Annotated in this window: 21 protein-coding genes; 9 read left to right on the plus strand and 12 right to left on the minus strand. The window is 66.6% G+C overall.

Annotated features, from left to right (window positions below; genetic code table 11):
• Positions 1–59: 59 nt before the first annotated feature.
• From NDI56_RS08380 to NDI56_RS08400, 5 genes are all read right to left on the minus strand, one after another.
• A complete protein-coding gene (locus NDI56_RS08380) occupies positions 60–887 on the minus strand; it encodes an MBL fold metallo-hydrolase (protein WP_310919009.1) in 828 nt (275 codons plus the stop codon).
• A gap of 516 nt (positions 888–1,403) precedes the next feature.
• A complete protein-coding gene (pstB, locus tag NDI56_RS08385; protein WP_417935955.1) occupies positions 1,404–2,279 on the minus strand; it encodes a phosphate ABC transporter ATP-binding protein PstB in 876 nt (291 codons plus the stop codon).
• Entirely contained in the window at positions 2,279–3,913 is a 1,635-nt protein-coding gene (gene pstA, locus NDI56_RS08390; protein ID WP_310919010.1) for a phosphate ABC transporter permease PstA, read from the minus strand. The genes pstB and pstA overlap by 1 nt, the downstream gene beginning before the upstream one ends.
• Entirely contained in the window at positions 3,913–4,926 is a 1,014-nt protein-coding gene (gene pstC, locus NDI56_RS08395; protein ID WP_310919011.1) for a phosphate ABC transporter permease subunit PstC, read from the minus strand. The genes pstA and pstC overlap by 1 nt, the downstream gene beginning before the upstream one ends.
• An 89-nt stretch (positions 4,927–5,015) precedes the next feature.
• Positions 5,016–5,999: a PstS family phosphate ABC transporter substrate-binding protein gene (locus NDI56_RS08400; protein WP_417935956.1), complete on the minus strand. Its 984-nt coding sequence runs from the start codon at positions 5,997–5,999 to the stop codon at positions 5,016–5,018.
• 324 nt (positions 6,000–6,323) lie between these two features.
• On the opposite strand from NDI56_RS08400, the gene NDI56_RS08405 reads away from it, so the two are divergent.
• Positions 6,324–7,322 carry a PhoU domain-containing protein gene (locus tag NDI56_RS08405; RefSeq protein ID WP_310919013.1) on the plus strand — a complete coding sequence of 333 codons (999 nt, stop codon included), beginning with the start codon at positions 6,324–6,326 and terminating at the stop codon, positions 7,320–7,322.
• A gap of 95 nt (positions 7,323–7,417) precedes the next feature.
• Here the strand turns inward: NDI56_RS08405 and NDI56_RS08410 are convergent, their stop codons facing one another.
• The gene (locus NDI56_RS08410; RefSeq protein ID WP_310919014.1) at positions 7,418–7,789 is read right to left on the minus strand and encodes a 30S ribosomal protein S8e; all 372 of its coding nucleotides are present in this window, start codon (positions 7,787–7,789) and stop codon (positions 7,418–7,420) included.
• Between the two features lie 213 nt (positions 7,790–8,002).
• Here NDI56_RS08410 and NDI56_RS08415 point away from each other — a divergent pair, with 213 nt between their 5' ends.
• Positions 8,003–8,443, plus strand: coding sequence for a DUF2240 family protein (locus NDI56_RS08415; RefSeq protein ID WP_310919015.1), 441 nt, complete (start codon positions 8,003–8,005; stop codon positions 8,441–8,443).
• Positions 8,443–8,790 carry a DUF7993 family protein gene (locus tag NDI56_RS08420; protein ID WP_310919016.1) on the plus strand — a complete coding sequence of 116 codons (348 nt, stop codon included), beginning with the start codon at positions 8,443–8,445 and terminating at the stop codon, positions 8,788–8,790. The genes NDI56_RS08415 and NDI56_RS08420 overlap by 1 nt, the downstream gene beginning before the upstream one ends.
• A gap of 1 nt (position 8,791) precedes the next feature.
• Here the strand turns inward: NDI56_RS08420 and NDI56_RS08425 are convergent, their stop codons facing one another.
• Positions 8,792–9,274, minus strand: coding sequence for a hypothetical protein (locus tag NDI56_RS08425; RefSeq protein ID WP_310919017.1), 483 nt, complete (start codon positions 9,272–9,274; stop codon positions 8,792–8,794).
• 116 nt (positions 9,275–9,390) lie between these two features.
• On the opposite strand from NDI56_RS08425, the gene pyrF reads away from it, so the two are divergent.
• Positions 9,391–10,218: an orotidine-5'-phosphate decarboxylase gene (gene pyrF, locus NDI56_RS08430; protein WP_310919018.1), complete on the plus strand. Its 828-nt coding sequence runs from the start codon at positions 9,391–9,393 to the stop codon at positions 10,216–10,218.
• Here pyrF and NDI56_RS08435 read toward each other — a convergent pair.
• Positions 10,206–10,406, minus strand: coding sequence for a hypothetical protein (locus tag NDI56_RS08435; protein ID WP_310919019.1), 201 nt, complete (start codon positions 10,404–10,406; stop codon positions 10,206–10,208). The two genes, pyrF and NDI56_RS08435, sit on opposite strands and share 13 nt — an antisense overlap.
• Before the next feature lie 232 nt (positions 10,407–10,638).
• On the opposite strand from NDI56_RS08435, the gene cofG reads away from it, so the two are divergent.
• Positions 10,639–11,775 carry a 7,8-didemethyl-8-hydroxy-5-deazariboflavin synthase subunit CofG gene (cofG, locus tag NDI56_RS08440; RefSeq protein WP_310919020.1) on the plus strand — a complete coding sequence of 379 codons (1,137 nt, stop codon included), beginning with the start codon at positions 10,639–10,641 and terminating at the stop codon, positions 11,773–11,775.
• A 9-nt stretch (positions 11,776–11,784) separates the two neighbouring features.
• On the opposite strand, the gene NDI56_RS08445 is transcribed toward cofG, so the two are convergent.
• Entirely contained in the window at positions 11,785–12,339 is a 555-nt protein-coding gene (locus tag NDI56_RS08445) for a hypothetical protein (RefSeq protein ID WP_310919021.1), read from the minus strand.
• Positions 12,340–12,387: 48 nt separating this feature from the next.
• The gene (locus tag NDI56_RS08450; RefSeq protein WP_310919022.1) at positions 12,388–13,041 is read right to left on the minus strand and encodes a helix-turn-helix domain-containing protein; all 654 of its coding nucleotides are present in this window, start codon (positions 13,039–13,041) and stop codon (positions 12,388–12,390) included.
• A gap of 281 nt (positions 13,042–13,322) precedes the next feature.
• On the opposite strand from NDI56_RS08450, the gene NDI56_RS08455 reads away from it, so the two are divergent.
• The gene (locus tag NDI56_RS08455) at positions 13,323–14,642 is read left to right on the plus strand and encodes a cytochrome P450 (protein WP_310919023.1); all 1,320 of its coding nucleotides are present in this window, start codon (positions 13,323–13,325) and stop codon (positions 14,640–14,642) included.
• Positions 14,643–14,967: 325 nt separating this feature from the next.
• Here the strand turns inward: NDI56_RS08455 and cofH are convergent, their stop codons facing one another.
• Together cofH and NDI56_RS08465 are read right to left on the minus strand one after the other, a co-directional pair.
• Entirely contained in the window at positions 14,968–16,305 is a 1,338-nt protein-coding gene (gene cofH, locus NDI56_RS08460) for a 7,8-didemethyl-8-hydroxy-5-deazariboflavin synthase subunit CofH (RefSeq protein ID WP_310919024.1), read from the minus strand.
• A gap of 114 nt (positions 16,306–16,419) precedes the next feature.
• Positions 16,420–17,436, minus strand: coding sequence for a sodium:calcium antiporter (locus NDI56_RS08465; protein ID WP_310919026.1), 1,017 nt, complete (start codon positions 17,434–17,436; stop codon positions 16,420–16,422).
• A 150-nt stretch (positions 17,437–17,586) separates the two neighbouring features.
• On the opposite strand from NDI56_RS08465, the gene NDI56_RS08470 reads away from it, so the two are divergent.
• The 3 genes from NDI56_RS08470 to NDI56_RS08480 all read left to right on the plus strand — a co-directional run bounded on the left by NDI56_RS08470 (position 17,587) and on the right by NDI56_RS08480 (position 19,265).
• Positions 17,587–18,453 carry an NAD+ synthase gene (locus NDI56_RS08470; protein WP_310919027.1) on the plus strand — a complete coding sequence of 289 codons (867 nt, stop codon included), beginning with the start codon at positions 17,587–17,589 and terminating at the stop codon, positions 18,451–18,453.
• Between the two features lie 90 nt (positions 18,454–18,543).
• Complete coding sequence (locus NDI56_RS08475) at positions 18,544–18,819, plus strand: hypothetical protein (RefSeq protein ID WP_310919028.1); 276 nt, start codon at positions 18,544–18,546, stop codon at positions 18,817–18,819.
• Positions 18,816–19,265: a type II toxin-antitoxin system VapC family toxin gene (locus NDI56_RS08480; protein WP_310919029.1), complete on the plus strand. Its 450-nt coding sequence runs from the start codon at positions 18,816–18,818 to the stop codon at positions 19,263–19,265. The genes NDI56_RS08475 and NDI56_RS08480 overlap by 4 nt, the downstream gene beginning before the upstream one ends.
• Positions 19,266–19,287 lie beyond the last annotated feature (22 nt).

Below are 19,287 nucleotides of genomic sequence, written 5' to 3' on the forward strand. Positions count from 1 at the left end.
GCTAACTGACGGGCGAGCGAGCGGAACAGCCACAGCGCCGGGTTGAACGTGCGGTCACGTCACGCGGTGGTCGGGAGTTCGAGGGTGCTCCCGACGCCGACGGAGCGGAACGCCTCCGGAAGGCGTTCCGAGAATATCTTCTCGGCCTGAAACCCCGTGCAGTGGGTCCCGGCAAAGAGGTCGAGTCTCCCCTCCAACCAGTCCGCCAGGTCGTGAATCTCGTCCGCGTCTCGGGCGACGAGGTGGGTCCCGCCGATGACGTAGCGGACCGTACGGCCGGTGACGCTCTCGGCGTGTTCGATAGTGTTTCGGAGTCCCGCGTGACAGCATCCGAGAACGAGGGCCGTGCCCTCGGGGGTGCGAACGGCGACCGACTGGTCGTCCGGCACCGAATCGTCGACCAGTTCCCCGTCCGCCTCGCGCAGATGTGCGGGGTTGTCGTCGTGAGCGCGGGGAATCTCACCGAGCGCGTACACGCCGTCGCGCACTTCCACGGGGTCGCGGTGTTCCACGACGTCGGCCCCCGATTCGACCTCGGCCCGGGAGTACGGGATACCGATGTGGACCGGGTCGTCCAGCGTCCGGCCGTCGGCCGGTTCCCGGATGAACCGCTCGTGCCAGATGTCGGGGTGACAGTAGACCGTCGGGCTCTCGAACGGGTCGAGGAACGCGTCGAGCCCGCTGGTGTGGTCGTAGTGGGCGTGGCTCAACACGATGTCGTCGAACTCCGGTCCGACGTCGAGCAGCCGTGCGTTGTCGAGGGCGGCAGCGGACTGGCCGGTGTCGAACAGCACGTCGCCGATGGCCGCAGCGAACCCCCACTCACCGCGGAGGCCTTTCGGGATGCCCGTCGCGACCGTGTTGTCGGCGAGAACTGTCACGTCCATGCGTTCTGCCCCTCGGTTGCTGGCCGTCGAGTGGCACCGTGGCACTGCTGGTCATCCGGGGAACGAACGTTCGAGGTCGAAGTCATCGGATCGTACACGGCGAGTAGTACGGCCTAGTTTCTGATTGCGGTTTCTGATAGAAAGTCGAAGCCCCGCTGGGCCCTGAATTAGAATTACAAAACGTACATCGGGCATCCGGGGAACGCTCGGGGGGACAGCGTCGTGTGATTTAGAGATAGGCGGGCCGTCGCCTGAGATACTGTAGTCAGTGTCGGCAGTGGCCGAACGCAGCGGACGGTGCCTATTGCGGCTGTATCCGAGCCGGCTGGCTCGGGCACTTCAAATATCACACTCACCCCCGGCTCACGCGATACTTTCTGAGGCGGACACCGGCACGTTTGGCCGTCTGTCGGGAGCGGCCACTCAGTGACAACGAGAAAAATCGGTCGGCGAACCGACGAGAGAGACACCCAACAGTGGCCCGCTCCAGCGGCCGGCGGCACCGACGCTCCGGCCTTACCCGAACTTCCCGGTGATGTAGTCCTCGACGCGCTGGCTCGCGGGGTTCTCGAAGATTTTGTCGGTGTCGTCGAACTCCACCAGCTCCCCGCCAGTCAGGAAGACGGCGGTCTTATCGGAGATTCGGGCGGCCTGTTGCATGTTGTGGGTGACGATGACGACCGTGTACTCCTCGGCGAGTTCCTCGATGAGGTCCTCGATCTGGGAGGTGGCGATGGGGTCGAGCGCCGAGGCGGGCTCGTCCATCAGGACGACTTCCGGGTCGACGGCGATGGCCCGCGCGATACAGAGCCGCTGTTGCTGGCCGCCCGAGAGGTCCAGCGCCGACTCGTCGAGGCGGTCCTTGACCTCGTCCCAGAGCGCGGCCTTCTTCAGGGACTCCTCGATGACCTCGTCCATGTTCTCGGTCTTGTCCTGGGTGCGCAGCCCGTAGGCGACGTTGTCGTAGATGCTCTTGGGGAACGGGTTCGGATGCTGGAACACCATCCCGATACGGCGCCGCAGCGCGACCGGGTCGACGTCCGCGTCGTAGACGTTCTTGCCGTTGAAGGAGAGTTCCCCCTCGACGCGACAGATGTCGATGAGGTCGTTCATGCGGTTGATACACCGCAGGAACGTGGACTTGCCACAGCCCGACGGGCCGATCATCGCGGTGACCTGGTTTTCGGGAATCGCGAGGTCGATGTTCTGGAGCGCCTGCGTCTCGCCGTAGAAGACGTCGAGCTCGCGGGAGTCGATGATAGTGTCGGCCGCCGTGACCGCCCCGCGGTCCTCGTTCTGGTCGAGCCCGCCCTTTCCGGGGTCGGTGGTGAGCAGTGACTCCGTCTGTTCCTCGTCGGCCTGCGTCTCTGTCGCCGTGTTCTCTGTTGTCATTAGTAAGCCTCCTGCTGGTATTTGTTCCGGACGAGAATCGCGACGCTGTTCATCGACAGCAGGACGATGAGCAGCGTGACGACGCCGGCGGCCAGCACACCGTACTGGAACGCTTCACCCGGTCGGGACGACCAGGCGAAAATCTGGAGCGGCATCGCGGCCGCCGGGCTGAACAGACCGGACGGCGGCGAGAACAGCCCCGTCGCCGCGCCGATCATGATGAGCGGTGCCGTCTCGCCGATGGCTCGGCCAAGCGCTAGAATCGTCCCCGTCAGGATGCCCGGCAGCGACCGGGGGATGACGACGTTCCGAACCGTCTGCCACCGGGTCGCGCCCATGCCGTAGGACGCCTGCCGGAGCGAGTCCGGCACCGAGCGAATCGCCTCCTGGGCCGAAATCACGACGATGGGGAGGATGAGCAGTGACAGCGTTAGCGCTGCCGTCAGCACCACTCCGGCGCCGATACCGCCGTACGTAATCGGCCCCAGTTCGGCGTTGATGTTGACGAAGATACCCAGTCCGAGGAGACCGTAGACGACCGACGGGACGCCCGCCAGGTTCGAGATGTTGACGTTGACGAGTCTGGTGAGCGTCCCCAGCGGACCGCTGGCGGGGGCGTACTCCTCGAGGTACAGCGCCGTGCCGACGCCGAAGACGAACGTGAAGATGCTGACGAGGACGATGAGGAAGACGGAGCCGATAATCGCCGGATACAGCCCCGCGCTCTCGGCTAGCGAGGACGGCGGCGTCGTCAGGAACTGCCAGTCGAGCCACGGCGCCGGCCGGGAAGCACCGACGGCGCCGACCACGAACTCGCCGAGCAGGAAGCCGCCGATGACGATGGCCGGGAGCGCGAACGCCGCCCAGCGCTCGCGCCGGCGCGCGGTGGCTGCGACGGCGTAGCCGACCGGCAGCCCGAATATCACCAGCGCGGTGAACCAGACGGAGCGGTCGACCGCCGGGACGGTATCGACGACCGGGACGCCGGCGATAGCCAACACGGGGATGGCGACGCCCACGCCGATTGCCCGCCGTCGGGGCTGGTCGAAGCGGGCCGCGGCCAGATACGCCCCCACGACCGCGCCGGGCACCACGATAGAGAGGAAGTAGACGCCGGGCGCGCCGAGCAGGGCCGCGGCGGAGCCGACGACGCCGAGAGCCAGCGTCCCGGCCACCGGTCCGACGACGAGGACACCGAGCATCGCCAGTCCGACCCACGTCGCTTCCCGGTTGTACTGGCCGTAGACGAACAGGGCGGCGAGCAGCGCCAGGACGAACGAGTAGGTGAACCACACCTGCGGGCCGGCGATGACCAAGAGGATGATGATGGCGGCGAATGCGAGCATCCCGCCACCGACGGTGAAGGCGAACAGTTCGAGCGCGCCCGACGCCACCTCGGGCCGGGTTCTGGCGTACGCGACGAAGGCGACGAGCGGGGCCAGCAGCGTCACGGCGTACGTGAGATACCACAGCGGGCCGGCCGCATCGAGCCCGAAGGCGTCCCAGAACACGTACGCCAGCAACACGCCCAGTGCGAGGATGCCGACGATGGACGCCCCGAAGGATAGATATTTGAACGCGATGCCTTTGATCCGGCTGACCTCGCCGAACTCCGTCTCTGTCTGTGTTGCCATTATTCGTACTCCTCCCGGTAGCGGCTCGCCACCACGTCGCTCACGACGTTCATCGCCAGGGTCATCACGAACAGCGTGAGCCCGATAGCGAACAACGCCTGGTAGGCGGTCGACCCGCCCGATATCTCGCCCTGAGCGAGATTTATCATCGCGACCGTCATCGTCGCGGAACTCTCGCTGTACAGGGACAACAGCCCGCCCGGCGAGACGTACGGAACGACGCCGAAGGCGGACTGGACTTCCGGGAGGTCCGGCGGCTGGGACCCGGCCGCGAGCACCACGGCCATCGTCTCACCGATAGCACGGGAGATAGCCAGGATGAACGAGGACGCGATGCCCGAGATGGCCGCCGGGACGACGACGCGCGTCGAGACGTTGAACTTCGTGGCGCCGAGCCCGTACCCGGCCTGCCGGAGCGAGTCCGGCACCGAACTCATCGCGTCTTCGCTGATCGAGGAGACCATCGGGATGATCATGATGCCGACGACGATAGACGCGGACAGTCCGTTGAACAGCCCTAGGTTCGGGAACTGCGTCCCGACCGTTCCGTTGAACCAGTCGATAGCGACGTTCAGGGCGGGCGTGATGTAGACGAGCGCGAAGTAGCCGTAGACGACGGTCGGCACGCCGGCGAGGACTTCGAGCATCGGTTTCAGCACCGACCGGGTGCGCTGGCTCGCGTACTCGCTCAGGTAGATCGCGGTCAACAGACCGACCGGCAGGGCGATGAGAGCGGCCCCGATAGTGATGAGAAGCGTCCCCAGAATAAGCGGGAGAACGCCGAAGGCGACGGGTTCGAGTTTCGGACTGTACCGAGTGCCGGTCAGGAAATCGGTTATCGGAACGACGGCGAAAAACTCCGCGGCGTCTATCACGAGAACGCCGATGATACCCACGGTCGTCAGGACGGACAGCGCGGCACAGCCCGCGAGGGCGTATTTGTACGTCGACTCTCGCACCGTCCTGAACCCCCTGTCTCCGGAGAGGTCGGGCGTCTGTCCCTCGTTGCTCATCGTGGTTGTGAGTCCATTTGCTGTATCTCGGCAAAAAGTACCCGGATTCTCTCTGTAGCGCTATTGAGTCTCACTATTCGGCTATGATGTTAGGCGTTCGAGATGACGTTGTTGAGCTCGTCGAGCTCGCTCTGCATGGCCGAATCGGTCTGGGGCACGTAGCCGATCTGGTCGGCGATGAGTGAGTCGTTGGCGCTCTGTTCGACGTAGAACCGGGCGAACTCGGCGATGTGCTCCTCGCTCAGTCGGTCGGTGTTGACGTAGGTAAACAGCGGGCGCGAGAGCGGCTGGTAGGCGCCGCTTTTCGCGGTTTCGAGCGAGGGTTTGACACAGCCGTCGCCGTTGTCGATACCCAGCGCCTTCACGCTGTCACGGTTGCTCTGGTAGTACGAGAAGCCGAAGTAACCGATCCCGTACTGGTCGCTCTGGACCCCCTGAAGGATGGTGTTGTCCCGTTCGGTCGCCTCGTAGTTGCTGGTGTGGTTGGCGTCCTCGCCGATGATGGCCTCGGTGAAGTAGTCGAAGGTCCCGGACGTGTCGGCGGCGCCAAAGCGGTTGATGGGCTCGTCGGGCCAGCTGGAGTCGACGTCGGCCCAGGTGGTCGCGCCGTCGGCGCGCCAGATCTGTTGCAGTTGCTCGGGGGTCATACAGTCGACCCAGTCGTTGTCGGTGTTGACGATGACCGTCAGGGCGTCCGTCGCGATACGCATCTGGTGGTATTCGACGCCGTTGTCGGCACAGAGCGCTTCCTCTTCCGAGGCAATCGGCCGCGAAGCGTTGTTGAAATCGGAGTTGCCCGGACAGAACTGGCCGCTGAACCCGCCACCGGTCCCGGTCCGGCTCAACGGGGTCTGGACCTCCGAGTGCTGTTTACGAAACTCCGCGGCGACAGCCTCGACGACAGGATAGACCGTGCTGCTCCCGGTGATCGTCACCGTCCCGGAAAGCTGCGACCCCGTGGATTCGTCGCCGGGGCCCTCGGTACAGCCAGCGAGCGCGAGCGCGCCGGCGGCACCGGCGCTTGTCAGGAAGCTACGGCGAGAAACGGAGCGGTTCGGTGAGTCTGACATCATGGGGAGGGAGACGAGAACTGAATAAATACTCTACTATGACGAATACATACACCTACATTGTCTATATAGACTTTCCCTGACAACCGCCCACATAGACATCACTATGAATCATGTATGTTGTGCGAAACGCAGAATTAGACCACCTAAAGCCGCTATTCGGCACCCTTCCGAATCGGCACGTCCGACATCCATCCCGAGCGAGTAGCAAGCCGTTTAGGTGCCGTTTACGGGCGTTAGAATCCTCCTAAGGCGAACCTAACGCGATACATCGCAAATATATAGATAGAGGTGGATTTATACGGAGAGGGAGTTATACGGACGTACATGGAGACTCGCAAGGTGCAGGTGACGGGTGGTTCGACGTACACCGTTTCACTCCCGAAAGACTGGGCGACATCCAACGACGTGAGCGCGGGGAGCGTCGTCGAGTTCCACGCCGAGGAGGACCTGTTGTTGCTCGCGCCAAAGCACGACGAGGACCGCGTGGAGGGGACCCTCGACATCGACGGGCTGGAGAACCCACACGAGCTCACGCGGGCGGTGATGACGATGTACGTCAGCGGCTTCGACGTCATCCAGCTGGAAGCCACCCGCATCACGGCCGAACAGCGCCGCATCATCCGGGACGCCACCCAGGGGCTCGTCGGGCTCGAAGTCATCGAGGAAACCTCCGACCGCATCGTTCTCCAGGACCTGCTCGACTCCTCTGAGCTGTCCATCCACAACGCCATCACGCGCATGCGACTGGTCTCCCTGACCATGCTCTCGGACGCCGTCGAGGCGCTCATCGAGGACGACGACGACCTCGCGGCGAACGTCATGCAGCGAGACGACGACGTGGACCGGCTCTGGTACATGGTCTCGCGGGTGTTCCGGACCGTGCTTCGCAACCCCACGGCCGCGAACGAGATCGGGTTCCCGCGCGAGACAGTGTTCGACTACCAGTCGAGCGCCCGCCAGCTCGAACGCATCGGCGACCACGCGACGAAGATAGCGAGCCTCTCGCTGGAGATCGGGGAGATAAGCGGCGACACGGCGGAGCTGCTCCGGGAGCTCGAATCCGAGGCCATGACCGTCCCGGAGATGGCCATGGACGCGCTGCTGACAGAGGACTCGGACGACGCCGTCGAACAGGCCAACGACGCCCAGAGCCTGATTCCGTCCGTCGACGAGACCGCCCGCGACATCGACAGCAAGGTCCGCAAGGCCGACCCCGAGAGCGCCCAGATTCTCGGCCGCGTGGTCGACTCGCTCTCCCGGACCGCCGACTACGGCGGCAACATCGCCGAGAGCGCCCTGCAGAAGGCCGCACCGCGTCCGTAGTCTCCTCGCCCGTCCCGTCTCTCAGGCATCGCAGCGCAGACTGGCCCCGGAGCCGTCGCTACGGCGTGTGAGAACCGCGAGAGAAGACTGCGGGATTACTCGACGAGGACGGCGTTGACCTGCCCGTCCTGCCCGGGGCGGGAGGTGACGCGGGCCTGGCCCTCGCTCGTCTCGACGATGGCGCCCTTCGTGATGATGTTTCGGCGGGCGTAGTTCGGGTTCGAGGGGTTCTCTGCGACCTGCTCGATGGTCGCCTCGACGGTCTCGGCGCCGTCGGCGACGCTCGCGACGTCCGTGGTGACCGCACGGACCTTGCTGGTGTTGCCACGGGAGGTGACGACCTTCAGCTTCTGGTCGCCGACCTGGGTCTCGGTCGGCTGGCGACCCAGCTCGTGTTTCTTCTTCTTGTGGTTCGGGCGTCGTCGACCGCCTGTCCGCTTGCGTGGGGAGCGTCCCTGGTCTTTCATATCGGGTACGTGGCCGAGCGGCTACTTGAAGCGTTCGATGCTAGTTGTGGGAACCGTCCGGCCCGAGACGTCCGCTTGCGACGCAGTAACAATCGACACGGAGACCGGCGCTGACAGCCGGAAAGCCCCACAGCGCTGTTCGACCGACCGGCACACCCAGTCGCTGCCAGCAATCGCAACCGTTACACCCGAACCGACCGGCCCATTCACTAGATGAGTCTGAAGACGGCCGTGGCCGCGCCGTTTCGCCAGCGGGGGACCGACCGGATGGCCGAGAGCGAGTTCGTCGTGGCGCTGTCGCTCGACCGCAACTGGTTCTCGCCGGACCAGGCCAAGACGCTCGTCGACGTGGCCACCAGCGAGGGGCTGCTCGACCGGGACGAGGAGGCGCTGGTCGTGGGGTTCGACGCGGCGACGACCGAGATTCCCGACGGGTTCCAGCCGGGCGAGGAGATACTCCAGTCGCGCTCGACGTTCGAGCAGGTCCTGGACACGGTCATCGAGGCGGGCGTCGAGAAACAGACCGCGGTCGCGGGCATCAACGCCCTGCAGTCCGAACTCGGCCTGACCCTCGACGCGGCGGCCGTGGTCTACGCCCGCAGCGAAGGAGTCGCGGTCGGGAGTATCGCCGCCGAGGTACGGGAGGAACTCTGATGGTCGAAGACCGCATCACCGACGGCAAGCGCATCGGACAGTTGCTGGCCTCCGAACTGACGGGGCTGGAGCGGGGCCCGCTCGGCGCCGTATCGGTGGTCGACGCCGACCCCGACGTCGAACCGACGGACGACGGCGCGTTCGCCTACCGAATCGAAGCCGAGGGCGAGCCCGTCGGCACCGTCTTCGTAACGGTGACGACGGCACGTCTGGAGCTGGACGGACAGACGGCGCTCGACCCACAGCGGGACGACGTGACCGTCGAGAACGACGGCACCGTCGCTGTCGCTCACAGCGGGGCCGCCGTGAAGACACTCGTCGACGTCGTCGCGGAGAAACTGACCTAGCTCACGTCGAGTTCGGTCCGGCGAGGGCGTCGCTCGTCCACGCGACGAAGCCGGTCAGCACCAGCGACGCGCCGACGAAGGCGAGCGTCGCGGCCGTCGCGAGCACCACGACCGAGACACCGAGCGGCGAGCCGACCACCATGACGACCGGCGAGAGCGTGATACAGAGCGAGCCGGCGGCGACCGCCTGGCGCTGCTTTCGCGTCAGGTTCACGCCGAAGTGGAATCGGGAGCCTTCGGGCGGGTCCGGGGCCGCGAGGCCGATACAGAACAGCGGGACGCTCACGAACACCAGCGTAGCGGCGACCGCGTTGGACCAGAACGCCAGCTGACCGGTCGTCGGCGCGATAGACAGCAGTGCACCGACAGTGAGGATTGCGAAACCGACGACGACTCCGACGGGTCTGAGACGCTCGTCTTCGAGCGCGTCGCTCAGACCGGGGAGTGTCTCCGCGACGTTTGCAACGTCGAGGGAACGATCCATGTCGAGGGGTTCACCAGCCAGTATAAAATACTGATGGCCCGAATTATCAGCGCTGATATTCTACTGGGCCGGATGAGAGGGAAACGCTTGTATCCGTCCCCACCGGGGCGGTACCTATGCACTTTTTCGACCGGCTGGCGGACCGCATCGCGGCCGCCGACAGCGTCGTCTCGGTAGGACTCGACCCGGACCCCGCGCGGCTTCCCGACGCCGTGGCCGATGCGGACCTGCCTCGCTGGCAGTTCAACCGCCGGATTATAGACGCGACCCACGAACACGCCGCCTGCTACAAGCCAAACGCCGCGTTCTACGAGGACGCCGACGGCTGGCGAGCGCTGCGCGAGACCATCGCGTACGCACACGGGAAAGACGTCCCCGTCCTGCTGGACGCAAAGCGGGGCGACATCGGCAACACCGCCCGACAGTACGCGACTGTTCTCGACGACGACCACGGGCCCGCCGCCGACGCCATCACCGTCAACCCCTTCCTGGGACGGGACTCGCTCGAACCGTTTCTCCAGCGGACGGAGAAGGGCGTGTTCGTCCTCGGGCGCACCTCGAACCCCGGCGGCGCGGACCTGCAGGACCTCGAACTGGCCTCCGGCGAGAAACTGTACGAGCGTGTCGTCCACCTCGCGGACCTCTGGAACGACGACGGCAACGTCGGCCTCGTGGTCGGCGCGACGAACCCCGACGAACTCGAAGCCATCCGCGAACTCGTCCCCGACATCCCCTTCCTCGTCCCCGGTGTCGGCGCACAGGGCGGTGACGCCGAGGCCGCGGTCGAACACGGCCTCGCGGACGGCGTCGGGCTCGTCAACTCCTCGCGGGGAATCATCTTCGCGGGCGAAGAAGCGGCGGACCGCGGCGCGCCCGAGAAGTTCTTCGAGGCCGCCGGCCGGTCGGCGAAACAGCTGAAAGCGCAGCTCAATCAGTACCGGTAGGTGTCGACGCCGTCCGGGAGATTCTCGGTCGAATCCTGTCCCCCGCGGCCGCCGACCTGCCCGCTGCACTCGATGCAGACGCCCAGCTGGCGGTCCCAGTGGCGGTCACAGACGAGCTGCCCGCAGCGGTCACAGCCGTGTTCGACGTCGGGCCGCTGGCAGATTTCACACAGACCTGAGACGCTCATGCTAGCGTGTATCGTACTCGGACGTTTGAACGCTTCGGGGCTGGTAACAGCAGTGGGAGTCGGCGCGGCAATCGCGATTGGCGACGGCCAGACAGCCCCGCCCGTGCCGGCTGACCGACCGGATACGGGTAGACTGAAAGCGGCGCTTTCTGGCTCTGCTGACCTCGATAGCGACTGTCTCACCGACACCTATTGCTAGACGCTTTTGTCCGTCCGGCACCGACCCTGTGACGTGATTCCCGGCGCCGAGGAGTACGGTATCGACATCGCGATAGACGACGGCGAGGTCGAGCGTCTGCTGTCCGTGATGCCCGAAGACGTCGAGGCGGCGCCGGAACTGAGCTACTGCCGGAACGTCTTCGTCCCCCTCACCACCGCCTGCCGCTACACCTGTACCTACTGTACGTACTACGACCCGCCGGGCGAGGCGACGCTGCTGTCGCCCGACGAGATCCGCGAGACCTGTCGCGAGGGCGCCGCGGCGGGCTGTACGGAGGCGCTCTTTACCTTCGGCGACGACCCCGACGACCGCTACACCGAGCTGTACGACCAGCTGGCGCAACTGGGCCACGAGAGCATCCACGAGTACCTCCGCGAGGCCTGTGACATCGCGCTCTCGGAGGGGCTGCTCCCTCACGCCAACCCGGGCGACCAGACCCGCGAGCAGATGGCGACCGTCGCGGACCTGAACGCCTCGATGGGCGTGATGCTCGAGACGACAGCCGAGGTACGGGCCCACGGTGGCCCGCGGGCGAAGAACCCCGGCCAGCGCCTCGCGACCATCCGCACGGCCGGCGAACTCGGCGTGCCGTTCACGACGGGTATCCTCGTGGGAATCGGCGAGGGCTGGCGCGACCGGGCCGAGAGCATCCGGGCTATCGCCGCGATGCACGAACGGTACGGACACGTTCAGGAGGTCATCGTCCAGCCGGTCGTCGAGAACGAGCGCTGGCGGGGCGGCTCGCCGGACCTGGCGACGATGCGGCGGGCGACAGCGATGGCGCGGGCCGGCCTCCCCGAAGACGTGTCGGTGCAGGTGCCGCCCAACCTCGCGCCGGCGCGGGAGCTGGTCGACTGCGGCATCGACGACCTCGGCGGTGTGTCGCCGGTGACCGACGACCACATCAACCCCGACTACGCCTGGCCGGCGCTCAGAGAACTGGAGGCCGTCGCCGACGCCGCCGGCGTCCCCCTCAGCGAGCGCCTGCCCGTCTACGAGCGGTATCTCCCGGACGGGCTGCGGGCGGCCGGCGTCGACCCGGCGCCGCCACCGGCGTCGGACGGGTGGCTCTCGCACCGCATCGCGGCAGCCATCGAGGCCGGCGACGCCGCAGGGGAGCGGTTCCGCACGGTGCTGGCCGCGGACTGACGACTCCTGTCACACCGACTCGACTAGCCGGTACTCGCTTCCGGCCTTGGTGACGATTCCGCCGTCCTGTAGCGTTTCCAGCGCCTCGTCGACGGCGTCGGCGTCCACGTCGACCGCGTCCCACAGTTCGCGGCGCGTCCGCGGGCGTTCAGCGAGCGCCGTCCGGACGGCCTCGGCGGCCGGGGTCGACGAGGTGTCTGTCTCTGGGTGTGCGCGGAAGCCGTGGTTCCCGACGCCGGAGTCCAGCCAAGACTGGCCCGACGCGGCGACGCGACAGAGCGAGAACACCCCCAGCGAGAGGACCGTCAGCAGGAACTCGTCGCCGGGCGTCACGCTGAGTGCACCCGCGGCGAAGAGGGCGAGCACGCCGATACCGGTACGCACGGTGCGTTCGTCCTCGACGACGACGGAGAGGGCGAGTATCGCCTCGAACAGCACGACGAGAACGGCGATGTCGGCGGCTGCGAAACCGAGGAAGCGAACCACCGGCGGCGCCAGCAGGAGCGGGACCAGCGCCACGAGCGACCAGTGGCAGCACCAGTCGGGGAGGGCGGTGTCCGACATCGCCGGACAGTTCAACTGGCAGTCACTAAACGCCGGCGGTCGACCCCGTCACCGAGTGAACTGGGAGAAGACGCGGGCCTCGATTTTTCGGAGGTGTTCACCGACCGTACTGGGCGAACAGCCGAGCGCGGCGGCGATGTCCTCGTGGGTCGCCTCGCGCGGGTTCGCGTAGTAGCCGTGTTCGATAGCGGTCTCCAGGACGGTCTGTTGGCGTGCGGTGAGCGGGGCAAAGAGGTCCTCGGCCCGCGGCTCCCGGTCCCCGGTCTCCAGCAGTTCGACCGTGTAGCCGTCCGCCTCCGGCGGCATCGACTCGGCGAGGCTCGCCTCGTCGCCGACGAGCGTGTACTCGATCGACCCGTCGGCGTTGGGGACGATGGGCATCTCGACGACCCCCGTCGACTGCTGCTGGGCGGCGAGCATCCGCTCGCTCGGCTCGGTCGGTTCGAGGTTGGAGTAGGAGTACCACTGCCCGTCGGCGCCCGTGGTGGTGTACTCGTAGACGTACTCGCTGTCGGCCATAATCCGCTCGAAGCGCCGCTGGTTCCCCCGCGACTCCCCGACCATCACGATGGTCCCGTCGGCGAGCAAATCGACGCGGTGGATGGCCTCGCGCGTGATGTCCGGGGCCGCCGCGAGCTCCGCCATGAGCGGGTGGAGAGACGAGTCGGCGGGCGGAGAGATTCGGACGGTCACGTACCGCATACCCGCCAGCAAACCCCCGTAGGGGATAAAAGTACCGCGTACACACGGCAGTAAGGTATCGAGAAAGCGGAGCCACGGTACGAGTGGGCGCGTCGGGTGTCGGACGGCCCCCATCCACACGACACCGCCGACCGCGGCCTCGGATGTCTGTCAGCCCCGCTCGATTCCGGCGTCGGCCCCCACCCGGCGCCCGTCGGCGGGGCGCTCCCGACCCCCACTTCAATACCCCGCGAATACGAGGCAGCAACGCCACTCCTCCGTGCCCCCAACGCTCCCACACGATGCCAGAAACGACAGACGCCGTCCCGGGGCCGACGGGCGTGCCCCTCCTCGGTAACACGCTCCAGTGGGCCCGTGACCCGCTGGGCTTTCACGAACGGCTCGCCGACTACGGCCGGGTCGCCAGCTACGAGGCGCTCGGCCAGGAGCGGTACCTGCTCACGGAGCCGGCGGACATCGAGCGCGTGCTCACGGACACCGACACCTTCCCGAAACACGAGGCGAGCACGGAGCAGCTCAGCGAGATCGTCGGCTCCGGGCTGCTCACCAGCGACGGCGCGCTGTGGGACCGACAACGCGCGGCCATCCAGCCGGCCTTCTACATGGACCACATCAAGCGGTACGCCGACGTGATGGTCGAACGGACCGCGGCGACCGCCGACAGGCTGGACGCCGGGGAGACCGTCGACGTCCACGCCGAGCTGACCCGGACCACGCTCGAAATCCTGCTCGACTGCATGTTCGGTGCGGACATCGACTTCGAGGAACGGGGGCTGTACGACACCGTCGACGCGATTCAGACGCCGCTGCAACCGAACAACCAGCCCGTTACGCTGTTTGCCCCCGACTGGCTCCCGGTGCCGATGTTGCGCCGCGCCGAGCGGGCCCGGGGCGAGCTGCGCGAGACCGTTACTGCCATCCTCGAAGACCGTCGACGGACCGACGAGGACCGCACCGACCTGCTCTCGATGCTCCTCGACAGCGACACCGCGATGGCCGACGAGCAGGTCCGCGACGAGATGCTGACCTTCCTTATCGCCGGCCACGAGACGACGGCGCTGACACTGACCTACACGCTCGACCTGCTCTCCCGTACCCCCGAGGCGGAGCGACGCCTCCACGAGGAGCTGCGGACTGTGGTGGACGGCCGGCCGACTATCGAGGACGTGTTCGCCTTCGAGTACACTGAGGCCGTCGTGAAGGAGGCGATGCGGCTGTATCCGCCCGCGTACGAGATCCGTCGCGAGCCCAGCGAGCCCGTCGTGTTCGGCGATTTCAGCGTCCCCGAGGGGTCGTTACTGCTCCTCCCGGTCTGGGTGCTCCACCGCGACGACCGGTTCTGGGACGCTCCCGAACAGTTCCGACCGTCGCGGTGGCTCGACGGCGAATCGGACCGGCCGGAGTTCGCGTACTTCCCGTTCGGCGGCGGCCCGCGGCGCTGTATCGGCCGGCAGTTCGCGATGACCGAGGCACAGCTGGTGCTTGCGACGCTGCTGGACCAGTGGCGCTTCGAGCGGGAGTACGACGAACTGGAACTGGCGGCGGCAGTGACGCTGAAACCGAAGACGGACGTGGAGATGACGGTCCGACGGCGCGGCTGAGTCCAGCCGGAGTCCCGCGGTCGCGGCCGGCACAGAGCGACTGGGCGCGCCGACCTCTCTCTCGGTACAGCTCGCGGTCGGTAGAGCCCTCGTGACGGACTGTCTGTGCGGCGTCGATGACGCGAGAGAGCGACGATGGGTCGGCCACCGTCGGCCTAGATATGTCGGGCGCTTGCCCACTGTCGGAGCGAGAACGGGACGGCGACCAAGGGGTGCCTAGGTATCTAGGTGATATCTATAATACGTCTCACTCCGTATCAATCGACGTGCCCGGGCGTGCCTCTGACAGCCCTCCCGGGCGATTTTGTGCCGTGTAACAGTCGCCTCAGAGCAGCGGCGTTCCGTCGGCCCGCGGCCCGAGCGTCGGCCCGAGAACGTCGGCGTCCGGGTCGACGACGCGACGCCGCTCGTAGTCCGTCGAGCGCTCGACCGGCGTCCGGCCGATAGCGGTTATCATGTCCGCGTACTCCGCCACCGACCGGAACTCGCCGTACCCCCCGCCGGCGCGTTTGGTTATCTCCTCCGAGAGGATGGTCCCCATGAAGTCGTCGGCCCCGCAGGTGAGCATCTTCAGTCCGCCCGAATCCCCGTATTTCACCCACGAGGACTGGATGTGCTCGACGTTGTCGAGGAACAGTCGGGAGACCGCGATCATCAGTTCGTCCTCCGCGGGGCTTGCGCCGCCCGCGACCATGCCGCGGTCGTACAGCGGCGTCTCCTCGTGGACGAACGAGAGGGGGACGAACTCGGTGATAGCGTCGGTGCGGTCCTGGAGGTCGCGGACCTTGCGGAGGTGTTCGACGCGGTGTCTCGCGTTCTCGACGTGCCCGTACATGATGGTCGCCGTCGTCCCGAGGCCCACGGCGGCGGCGGCCTCCATCGCTTCGAGCCACTCGGCGCTCCCTATCTTGCCGGGACAGATGACCTCGCGCACCTCGTCGACGAGGATCTCGGCGGCCGTACCGGGAACGCTGTCGAGCCCGGCTTCTTTGAGCCGCCCGAACACCTCCTCGTAGGACCAGTCGGTGCCCCGCCGGGCGTGGTAGGCCTCCTCCGGCGTCATCGAGTGGACGTGGACGCCGCCGACGTTCATCGCGCGGATCTGCTCGCAGTAGGTGCCGGGGTCGGTGTCGTACTCGCCGGCCGCCCGGTAGTTCAGGTCGCCCCGCCCGCTGGCTTCGAGTATCTCGATATGCTCCTCGTCCAGCGCCAGTGCGGGGTGGAGTCCCGACACCGAACACACCTCGTAGATACCGCGGTCCAGCGCGTCCGAGACGATGTCGCGCGACTCGCTCGGCGTCTTGGTAAAGCCGCCGTGCTCGGCCTGGTAGTCGCTGCGGAACTGCTCGGAGCGGTCCTTGAAGTTACAGAACAGACAGCCCGTGTTACAGGCCGTCGTCACGTTGTTGTTGAGGTTCGCGACGAAGGTGACCTCCTCGCCGACCACCTCGGCACGGCGACGGTCAGCGGCCTCCAGTACCAGTTCCTTGCGGCGGCTGTCGATGCCAGCCGTGTCGGTGCCGGTAGTGATGAGTTCGACGCCGTCGGCGACCGACAGACGCTCGCCAGCCCGGGCCTTCGCGAGGGCGTTCTCGAAGGACTGGTCGGTCACCGGCCGCTGGGCGAACTCGAACCCGCCGGCCGGTGGCGTCGCGTCCGACATTGCCGGAAGGAGGGACAGGACAGCAAAAAACGTGTGGGTCCGCCCCCAGTCGCGGCCGGCCAGATTGACGCGAACGTGAACTCCGTCCCACGCGGAAAAACCGTCTCGACGGGGTCAGGCCGGCAGAATCCCGGTGATAACGCGGGCCGTCTCGGCGACGACCCAGCCGACGAAGAGCAGATACGCGCCCAGCAGCGCGTAGGACTCGGGCGTCGTGAGCGCGAGGTCCGTCCGGAGCGCGGTAAAGAGCATCACGGTCGCGCCGGTGAGGACGCCGAACATCGGGACCGCCATGGCGAAGTCGACGGTCCAGACGCCGACGATGAGGACGCCGGCCGGAATCGCCACCAGCAGGTCGAACGTGTTCGAGCCGAGCACGTTGGCCAGCGACGTGACCCCGCGGCCGTCGCGGGCGGCGCGCACGCTGACCAGCGTATCGGGGAGGCTCGTCGCCGCCGCGAGGATGGTCACACCGAGCAGGAACTCGTCGACACCGAACGCCAGACCGATGTCCTTGACCGAGTGGACGAGTTGCTCGACGGCCACGAGGATGACGGCGAGTCCCGCGAGCAGGAACAGCCACTGTCGCCGGACCGCGACACCGTCGGCCGCGTCGGGGTCCGTCTCGTGGTCGGCCGTGTCCTGGTACTGGATGAAGACGTACAGCCCGTAGAGCGCCAGCGGAATCGCCGCGAGCGGTCGGGTGACGGTGCCCGACAGCGAGGCCTCCCCGGGGTAGTAGATGACCGCCAGCGCGAACGTGATGAGCAACACCGACACCGCCAGCATGTAGAACTGGGCCTCCTTGTAGACGAGCGTGCGGTTGGCGTCGATATCTTCGTCGGTCGTGATGCCCGCGACGGCCGGAATCACGAGGATGTTGAAGATAGCCGAACCGACGATGGCGCCGACACCCAGGGGCATCGAGCCGCCGACGGCCGCGACGACGACGGTCGCAAGCTCCGGGAAGGAGGAGCCGACGGCGACGATGATGGCCCCCTGGACCACCTCCGGCAGCCCGTAGTAGGCCGCCAGCCGTTCGCTCGCCGTCTCCAGCCAGTCGCTCCCTTTCCAGATGGCGACGGTGCCAGCGAGGATGATACCCACGTCCAGCAGCAGGCTCCCAGCCATTGTGTTTCCAGTTTGTCGCCTGTCCCAAATCGGTTCCTATCAGCGCCGACCGGACTAGCAGTGTCCCCGAGAATATCAAGTGTTTAAGGACCAGTCGTATATGTGGCCAATCGATTCACCTAAGCGTAGTAACAAAACGAACGTACAACTATGAACGACGAATCCCAGCGACACGCAAGCCTTCCAGTTCGTTCCGCGGCGGTCGAGTCGACCGTCGTCGCGTTCCTGCGAGAACGCGTCGAGACGGCCGGTTCGGACGGCGTCGTCGTCGCGATGAGCGGCGGCCTCGACTCGACGGTGACGGCGACGCTCGCCGTTCAGGCGCTGGGTCCCGACCGCGTCCTCGGCCTGGGGCTCCCCTGTCACAAGACCGACGCCTCGGCGACCATGGAGGCCGGCGTCGTCGCCGACCACCTCGGCATCGAGTTCCAGCGGGTCCACCTCCAGCCGCTGCTCCGGGGGTTCGAACAACAGCTCGCCCCGGACCTGGCGGGCGAGGAGCCACGCGGCCCGACGCCGACGCCGGACCGCGCCCAGCACAACACCATCTCCCGGCTCCGGATGTGCTGTGCGTACTACGCCGCCAACCGTCGGAACCGACTCGTCGTCGGGACGGCGAACCGCTCGGAACTGCTGCTTGGCTACGTGACGAAGTACGGCGACGGCGCCGCCGACCTGTTCCCGCTGGGCGGGCTCTACAAGACGGAGGTCAGGGCGCTGGCCGAACACCTCGGCCTGCCCGACCCCATCGTCGAGAAAGTCCCCACCACCGGCCGTTACCCGGGCCAGACCGACGCCGACGACCTCGGGGCGACCTACGACGTCATCGACTCGCTGCTGTACCGGGTCGTCGAACGAGGAGAGCCGGTCGGGGCCGTCGCCGAGGCGCTGGACGTCGGCACGTCGACCGCCCAGCGGCTCGTCTCGATGTGCCGGGAGACCGCACACAAGCGTTCCATGCCACCGGTAGCGGCTATCGGAGACCGCAGTCGGCGGCCGACGGTCGACGGCGAGTGAACCGCCGGCTGTGCCCGGTTTCCCCGCCCGGGCTCCGCTGGACACGGACCGGCCGAACGTTTATCCAGTAAAGGACGTTACTGAGTAACTATGACGACCGCCGTGAAAGTCGACGACGAGGCGAAAGCCCGCCTCGAAGAGCTCCAGGCCCAGATACGGCTGGACGCCGGCAAGAAGGTGACACAGCAGGAGCTGCTCTCGCGACTCATCGACGACGCGTACGACTCGCGGAAGGACGTCGTCGAGTCGTTCAGGGACACTACCGCCCCCGCATCCGACGACGACGTCGCTGCCTTCCTGACAGGGAGCTTTGACTCCGGAACTGACACGGACGAGGACGATATCGACGACATCCTGTACGGATGAGTGTCGTCGTCGATACAGGCGTCTTCTACGCCCAAGCCGACCGGGGCTCCAGCCGCCACGATACCGCGACGGCAGCGCTCGATGCGGTGCTCCGCGGCATCTATGGGCAGCCATATACGACTGAGTACATCTACGACGAGACGGTTACGCTCACACTGACACGAACCGACGACCACGCCGAGGCCGCGCGAGTCGGCCGACGGCTCCGTGGCGCAGGGGAGTTCCCCGAGCTCGTTCGGCTTCGTCACGTCTCGGAGCCCGTTTTCGAGTCATCCGTCGACCTCTTCGAACAGTACGACGACCAGCGGCTGAGTTTCACCGACGCGACCACGGTGGCGTTCGCCCGAGCCCACGACATCGACACCGTGCTCAGCTTCGACGACGACTTCGACGGTATCGTCGACCGGACCGACCCGACCGAGGTCACGCGGGAACACAACTCTTAGGCGCCGCCCCCGCCCACGACGC

It is taken from the genome of Halomicroarcula saliterrae (assembly GCF_031624395.1).
Lineage (GTDB): Archaea > Halobacteriota > Halobacteria > Halobacteriales > Haloarculaceae > Haloarcula > Haloarcula saliterrae.